Source organism: Streptomyces sp. GESEQ-4, assembly GCF_017948455.1.
Classification (GTDB): domain Bacteria; phylum Actinomycetota; class Actinomycetes; order Streptomycetales; family Streptomycetaceae; genus Streptomyces.
In genome coordinates, this window is sequence record NZ_JAFFSU010000010.1 from 305698 (window position 1) to 312709 (window position 7012).

Consider the following 7012-nt stretch of genomic DNA (forward strand, 5'->3'; position numbering starts at 1 on the left):
CGAGGACGTACAAGTCGGCACGGGCAGTTCCGGTGCCGGGCGTGGAAAGCGCGCTCTGTGACGTACCCCGCACATGCGGGTTACGCGGGTGGCGAACTGACGGGGCGTAGTCCGTCGAGGACCGCGTCGACGAGCTGCTCCGACATGCCCTCCGGGAGGTCGGCGTCCCGGCGCATCAGGGTGCGGACGAGTAGGGGCGCGACGAACATGTCGTTCATCAGCTCGACGTCGATGTCCGTGCGGAGTTCGCCGCCCGCCTGTCCCCGGCGCAGGATCTCGATCTGGCGCCGGCGCCGCGGCTCGACGACGGCCGCGTGGTACGCGGACCAGATCTTCGGGCTGCTCTTCATCTGGGCGTAGACGTTGTGCAGCAGCGCGGAGGAACGGGTCATCTGCCCACGCTTGCGCAGCTGTTCGAGGCTGGCCACGAGGTCGTCGCGCATCGAGGTGCCGGGGAGTTCGGGCTCCGGCGGCTCGGCCGTGCGGACGACGTCGACGAAGAGCTCCTCCTTGCCGCTCCAGCGGCGGTAGATGGTGGCCTTGCCGACGCCGACGGTGCGGGCGATGCGCTCGATGGACAGTTCCGCGAGCGGCACGCCCTCCTCCAGGAGCTTCACCACACCGTCCACGATCGCACGCTCCACCGCTTCGCTGCGGGGGCGGCCCCGGGCGGGGCCCTCCTGCTTGGGTTCGCTGCCGGCGAGGCTGCTCACGTCGGTCCGTCCCTTCTGTGGCCTGAGGTGATTCTCTCCCGGCTACGGCCCTTACTCGGCCGGCACCAACTCCTGCTCCTCCTCGCTCTCCTGGCGTGCCGCCGCCTTCCCCGGCAGGAACAGGCCCACCACCACGGCGCCGATCACCGCGACCCCCGCCCCGCACAGCGCGGTGAGGTGCATGGCGTGCAGGAAGGCGTCGTGGGCCGGGACGATGAGGGACTGCCCCTGGGGGCCGAGCTTCGCGGCGACGCCGAGCGTGGCCTCGATGGACTCGCCCGCGGTGTGGCGTACGTCGGCGGGGAGCGCGCCCAGCTTGTCCTCGACGCCGGTGCGGTAGGCCGCCGACAGGACCGAACCGAGGACCGCGATGCCCAGGGCGCCGCCGACCTGGCGGAAGGTGTTGCTGAGGGCGGAGGCGGAGCCGGCCTTCTCGCGGGGCAGGGCCTGCATGATGACGACGCTGGTCGGGGTCATGATGTGCGCCATGCCGGTACCCATCAGGAAGAAGATCACCTCGAGGATCCAGATGGGCGTGTCCGCCTCCAGCGTGGCGAACGCGGCCAGCATCGCCGCGATGATCAGCATCCCCGCCGTGGTCGTCGCCCGGTTCCCGAACCGGTCGACCATCAGCCGGGCCCGCGGCGCGAAGATCAGCTGGGCGGCGGCCAGCGGCAGCATCAGCAGGCCGGTCTGCAGTGGCGAGTAGCCGCGCACGCTCTGGGTGTAGAAGACGGAGAAGAAGGTCACGCCCATCAGCGCGAAGAAGACCAGCGCGATGGCGGCGATCGCGGCCGAGAAGACCTTGTTCTTGAAGTACCTGACGTCGATGGACGGATGGTCGCTGCGCGCCTCGAACACCACGAATCCGACGAGTACGGCCACTCCCGCGCCGATCGTCGCCAGCACCTGCGGGTCGGTGAAGTCGGCGAGCTGGCCGCCCTTGATGATGCCGTAGACGAGCAGGACCAGGCCGACCACCGACAGGACCACGCCGACCGGGTCGAGCCGGCCGGGCTTCGGGTCACGGGAGTCGGGCACCAGCCACACCATCAGCGCGACGGCGAGGATCACGATCGGCACGTTGATGAGGAAGACCGAGCCCCACCAGAAGTGGTCGAGCAGCACACCGCCGGTGATCGGGCCGATGGCGATGGCGAGGCCGACGCCGCCCGCCCAGATGCCGATGGCCTTCGGCTGCTCCTCGCGCTCGAAGACGTTCATGAGGACGGCGAGGGTGGCCGGCATGACGAACGCCGCACCGAAGCCCATCACCGCACGGAAGGTGATCAGCTCGGTGGGCGAGCCGGACCAGGCGGCGAGGGCGGAGCCGATGCCGAACAGGACGAGCCCGCCGAGCAGGACCTTCTTGCGGCCCAGCCGGTCGCCGAGGAGACCGGCCGTGAACAGCAGGCCGGCGAAGACCAGGGTGTAGGAGTTGATCGCCCACTCCAGCTCGCTCTGGGTGGCGCCCAGACCGGTCGGCGCGGGGGTCGAGATCGTCTTGATGGCGACGTTCAGGATGGAGTTGTCGAGCACCACGATCAGCAGGCTCAGCATCAGGACGCCGAGGATCGCCCAGCGGCGCCGGTGCACGGCTTCCGGTATCCGAGGGCTGTCGGGGACGGCAGGGGTAGTCATGCCGCCGAGCATAATCCCTTTACGATACGAGACCGTCTCGTATCGTAAACCTTTTACCCACCTCTTACGTGAGGCCCCTCTCCTACGTGACGAGGGTCCTCTAGCCGTCCTATGGCACGAGGTGCCACCATGGAGGGGATCCGGGGACGCCGTCAGGGTGCCTCGAGATGACGTAAGGAGCCGTGCCATGACGCAGCTTCCCGCTGCCCAGTCCGCGCAGCAGCAGAAACCTTCCGACGGCAGCAAGGCGCTGTACGGGGGCAAGAGCACTCGCCGCATCACGGTCCGCGACCTCGCCAGCGCCAAGGAGCGCGGCGAGAAGTGGCCCATGCTCACCGCCTACGACGCGATGACCGCGTCCGTCTTCGACGAGGCCGGGATCCCGGTCATGCTCGTCGGCGACTCGGCGGGCAACTGCCACCTCGGGTACGACACGACCGTTCCCGTCACGCTCGACGAGATGACCATGCTGTCCGCCGCCGTCGTACGTGGCACGTCCCGCGCCCTCATCGTCGGCGACCTGCCCTTCGGGTCCTACCAGGAGGGCCCGGTGCAGGCGCTGCGCTCGGCGACCCGGCTGGTGAAGGAGGCTGGGGTCGGGGCGGTCAAGCTGGAGGGCGGCGAGCGGTCGCACCGGCAGATCGAGCTGCTCGTCGAGTCCGGGATTCCGGTGATGGCGCACATCGGGCTGACGCCGCAGTCCGTGAACGCGATGGGCTACCGCGTGCAGGGCCGTGGCGAGGAGGCCGCGCAGCAACTGCTGCGGGACGCCAAGTCCGTCCAGGACGCCGGGGCGTTCGCGGTGGTGCTGGAGCTGGTGCCGGCGGAGCTGGCGGCCGAGGTGACGCGCACGCTGCACATCCCGACCGTCGGGATCGGGGCCGGGCCGGAGACGGACGCGCAGGTGCTCGTCTGGACCGACATGCTGGGGCTGACCGGCGGCCGGGTGCCGAAGTTCGTGAAGCAGTACGCCAACCTGCGTGAGGTCATGGGCAACGCGGCGAAGGCGTTCGCCGAGGATGTCGTCGGCGGAACGTTCCCTTCGGAGGAGCACGCCGTCCACTGAGCCACCGTCGCACCACAGGCAGCCCGCCGATCATCCCCCGTCGGCGGGCTGCCTCACGTCGTGGCTGGGGGTGGGTCGCGCGGCCCGGCGCTGACGGGGTGCCGCCTGCGCCCACCCTCCCCCACTCTCGGCTTCGCTCGAGCGGGGGACCCCCATCGCCCCAGGCGGCACGACTGCCCGCAGCTTGGCGGAGCCATCGGCCGCTTGTCGGTGGCCTGTCGGTGGTTTGTCGGTGAGGGCTGGCACTGTCGCTGGCATGACGCGAATCGACAAGAACGCCACAGTCGCAGTGAGCGTGCGGGGGCTGGTCAAGCACTACGGGGAGACCAAGGCGCTGGACGGCGTCGACCTGGATGTGCGGGAGGGCACCGTGATGGGTGTGCTCGGGCCGAACGGGGCCGGGAAGACCACCCTCGTACGGATTCTGTCCACGCTCATCACCCCGGACTCCGGACAGGCCACCGTCGCCGGATACGACGTGGTCCGGCAGCCCCGGATGCTGCGCCGGGTGATCGGGCTCACGGGGCAGTACGCCTCCGTGGACGAGAAGCTCCCCGGCTGGGAGAACCTGTACATGATCGGGCGGCTGCTCGACCTGCCGCGCAAGGAGGCGCGGGCCCGCGCCGACGCGCTCCTGGAGCGCTTCTCGCTGACGGACGCCGCCAAGCGCCCGGCGAACACCTACTCCGGCGGTATGCGGCGCCGGCTCGACCTCGCCGCCTCGATGATCGGCCGGCCGCAGGTGCTGTTCCTCGACGAGCCCACCACCGGCCTCGACCCGCGCACCCGCAACGAGGTGTGGGACGAGGTCAAGCGGATGGTCGGGGACGGCGTGACCGTCCTGCTGACCACCCAGTACATGGAGGAGGCCGAGCAACTGGCCTCCGAACTGACCGTCGTGGACCGCGGCAAGGTCATCGCGAACGGCGAGATCGAGGAGCTGAAGGCGAAGGTCGGCGGCCGCACCCTGCGGATCAAGCCGGCCGACCCGCTCCAACTGCGCCCGCTCGCCCGCGACCTCGACGAGCTGGGCATCACCGGCCTCGCCACCACCACCGTCGACACCGAGGCCGGCACCGTCCTGGTGCCGATCCTCAGCGACGAGCAGCTCACCGCCGTGACCGGCGCGGTCGTCGCGCGGGGCATCACGATCAGCTCCATCACCACCGAACTGCCCAGCCTGGACGAGGTGTTCCTGTCCCTGACCGGCCACCGCGCGAGCGCCCCGCAGGACGCCGTGCCCGCCGATGACCGCGAGGAGGTCGCCGTATGAGCGCCGCAACCATTGCCCCTGTCAAGGACGACGCCCGCATCCCCGTGCGTGGTCATCTGCGCCACACCGGCGCCCTGGTCCGCCGCAACCTGCTGTGGATCCGGCAGGACCCCGAGTCGATGTTCGACGCCCTGCTGATGCCGGTCGTCTTCACCCTGCTGTTCGTGTACGTCTTCGGCGGCTCGATCGGCCAGGCCCTGGGCGGCGGTCAGGACGGGTATGTGCAGTACGTCATCCCGGGCATGATCGCGATGATGAGCATGACGCTCTCCCAGGGCGTCGGCACCGGCTTCAGCCAGGACTTCAACTCCGGTGTCATGGACCGCTTCCGGTCCCTGCCGATCGGGCGCGGCTCGGTGCTGTTCGCGAAGATCTCGGTCGAGCTGCTGCGGATGCTGTTCGCGACGACGGTGCTGATGATCGTCGCCGTGCTGGTCGGTTTCGACATCAAGGACTGGCCCGGTCTGTTCGCGGCCGTCGGCCTGTCCACGGTGTTCGCCTCGTCCATCATGTGGGTGTTCCTCACCCTGGGCGTGATCCTGAAGAACGCGCAGTCCGTGCAGGCGATGGGCTTCCTGGTGCTGTTCCCGCTGCAGTTCGGCTCGTCGATCTTCGCGCCGACGAGTTCGATGCCGGGCTGGCTGGAGGCGTTCACCGACTACAACCCGCTGTCCACGCTCGCGGACGCGTCGCGCGGACTGATGGTGGGCGGCCCGGTCGCGCACGACCTGTGGGTGACGCTCGGCTGGTCGGTGGCGATCACGGCGGTGATGGCGCCGGTGGCGATCCACAAGTTCCGCACCAAGAACTGACGTTCACCAAAGGTGCGGCTCACACCAGGGCGGCGGCCTCCTCCGGGGAGAGGCCGCCGCCCTCCGCGTACGCCCTCTCGTACTCCTCGTCGCCGAGCAGTTGCCGGAGCGGCTGCTCGGCCCGTTCGCGGCAGGCGCGCTCCAGAGTCGACGGGACATGGCGGGGCGGCATCAGGGCGTCGGCGGCGCCGAGGCAGCAGGCGGCGTCGCGGGCCCGGCGGCCGCCGTCGAGACCGGCGAGAGCGAGGGCGGCGGTGGTCAGATACGTCGTGCGCATCTGCGGTGCGAAGGCCTCGGACAGCGGGTCCCTGGCATGGACCAGCGCCCGCCGGAGCTTCTCGAGAGCCTCCTCGTGGCAGCCGTCGACCGCGTCCAGCCAGGCGGCCAGCCCCAGGATGGAGGCGTCGAAGACGACGAAGTGGGCGATGGCGAACTCCTCGCGCAGCAGCCGGAGCTGCTCGCGGCCCTCCGGGACGCGATCGGTCATACCGAGCCAGCCGGCGAGGAAGAGCCGGGCGAAGGGCATGGCCTCGTGGTGGGAGCCGTCGCGCTCGGCGATGACGTCGCGCAGGAGGCGTTCGCCGCGCTCGGCCTCGCCGATCTCCAGCAGCGCGCCGCCGAGCCGGGCCTGGAGCACGGACGTATGGGCGCGGGCGCCGAGCCGTTCGGCGTGCTCGACGGCCGCCTCGTAGTCGGCGACGGCGAGGCGGAGGTCGCCGGCGCGCTCGCGGCTCTCGGCACGGGCCGAGAGCGCCTCCGCGACGCCCCAGGTGTCGCCGAGGCGCCGGTAGATCTCCAGCGCCTCGTCGGCGTCGCGGGTGGCGTCGCCGGCCCAGTCGCCGCGGTTGGCAAGGAAGTTGGCCCGCATCTGGAGGCCGGCGGCGAGTTCCCACTCGTAGCCGGGGGTGTCCCGGCAGGTGGCGACGGAGGCGTCGATGATCGTGCGCAACCGGTCCATGTCGCCGGTCAGCATCACGGCGAAGAACCAGAACATCCCGGGGGTCCGGCAGTTCTGCGGCAGGCCGGGCTCGTAGCTCGCGGCGATGACCCGCAGCCTCTCCTGCGCCTCGTCGGTCTGCCAGGCGTCCAGCTCGGTGTCCATACAGGCGAGATGGGCCAGATGGACGCCGCGCCGCGCCTCGTCGAGGACCAGGCCGGTCCAGGGCGGCGGCACGTCCGTGCAGCGCTCCCACAGCGGCTCGGCCACTCGGGCCGACGCCGTGAAGGGGTCGGGGCCCAGGTCCTTGACCTCACGGCACCAGTTGCGGGCCTCGATCCGCAGGTCGCGCATCTGCCAGTACCAGGACAGTGACAGCACCAGGCACAGCGCTTCCTGCTCGTCGCGCAGGGCGACGGCGCGGCGCAGGGCGGTGCGAAGATTCTCGTACTCGCGCTCCAGGCGTTCGATGGCGGCACGCTGCCGCGGGCCGCGCAGCAACGGGTCGGTGGTGCGGGCGAGTTCGCGGTAGTACGTCAGATGCGCGCGCTCGGCGGCGGGGCGCCCGCC

At 70.6% G+C, this 7012-nt stretch carries 5 protein-coding genes and 1 pseudogene; 3 read left to right on the forward strand and 3 right to left on the reverse strand.

Annotation, left to right across the window (positions count from 1 at the left end; all coding sequences use genetic code 11):
* Window positions 1-80: 80 nt before the first annotated feature.
* Both KCH48_RS21595 and KCH48_RS21600 read right to left on the reverse strand, forming a co-directional pair.
* Window positions 81-713 (reverse strand): TetR/AcrR family transcriptional regulator, encoded by a 633-nt coding sequence (locus KCH48_RS21595; protein ID WP_210576297.1) that lies wholly within the window; start codon window positions 711-713, stop codon window positions 81-83.
* 51 nt (window positions 714-764) lie between these two features.
* A complete protein-coding gene (locus tag KCH48_RS21600; RefSeq protein WP_210576298.1) occupies window positions 765-2354 on the reverse strand; it encodes an MFS transporter in 1590 nt (529 codons plus the stop codon).
* Window positions 2355-2541: 187 nt separating this feature from the next.
* On the opposite strand from KCH48_RS21600, the gene panB reads away from it, so the two are divergent.
* The 3 genes from panB (at window position 2542) to KCH48_RS21615 (ending at window position 5505) form a co-directional block, all read left to right on the forward strand.
* Window positions 2542-3420: a 3-methyl-2-oxobutanoate hydroxymethyltransferase gene (gene panB / locus KCH48_RS21605; protein ID WP_210576299.1), complete on the forward strand. Its 879-nt coding sequence runs from the start codon at window positions 2542-2544 to the stop codon at window positions 3418-3420.
* Between the two features lie 256 nt (window positions 3421-3676).
* Window positions 3677-4693 (forward strand): ATP-binding cassette domain-containing protein, encoded by a 1017-nt coding sequence (locus KCH48_RS21610; RefSeq protein WP_210576300.1) that lies wholly within the window; start codon window positions 3677-3679, stop codon window positions 4691-4693.
* Window positions 4690-5505 carry an ABC transporter permease gene (locus KCH48_RS21615; RefSeq protein ID WP_210576301.1) on the forward strand — a complete coding sequence of 272 codons (816 nt, stop codon included), beginning with the start codon at window positions 4690-4692 and terminating at the stop codon, window positions 5503-5505. The genes KCH48_RS21610 and KCH48_RS21615 overlap by 4 nt, the downstream gene beginning before the upstream one ends.
* 19 nt (window positions 5506-5524) lie before the next feature.
* Here the strand turns inward: KCH48_RS21615 and KCH48_RS21620 are convergent.
* Window positions 5525-7012 (reverse strand): annotated as a pseudogene (locus tag KCH48_RS21620) (AfsR family transcriptional regulator); the annotation flags it as partial.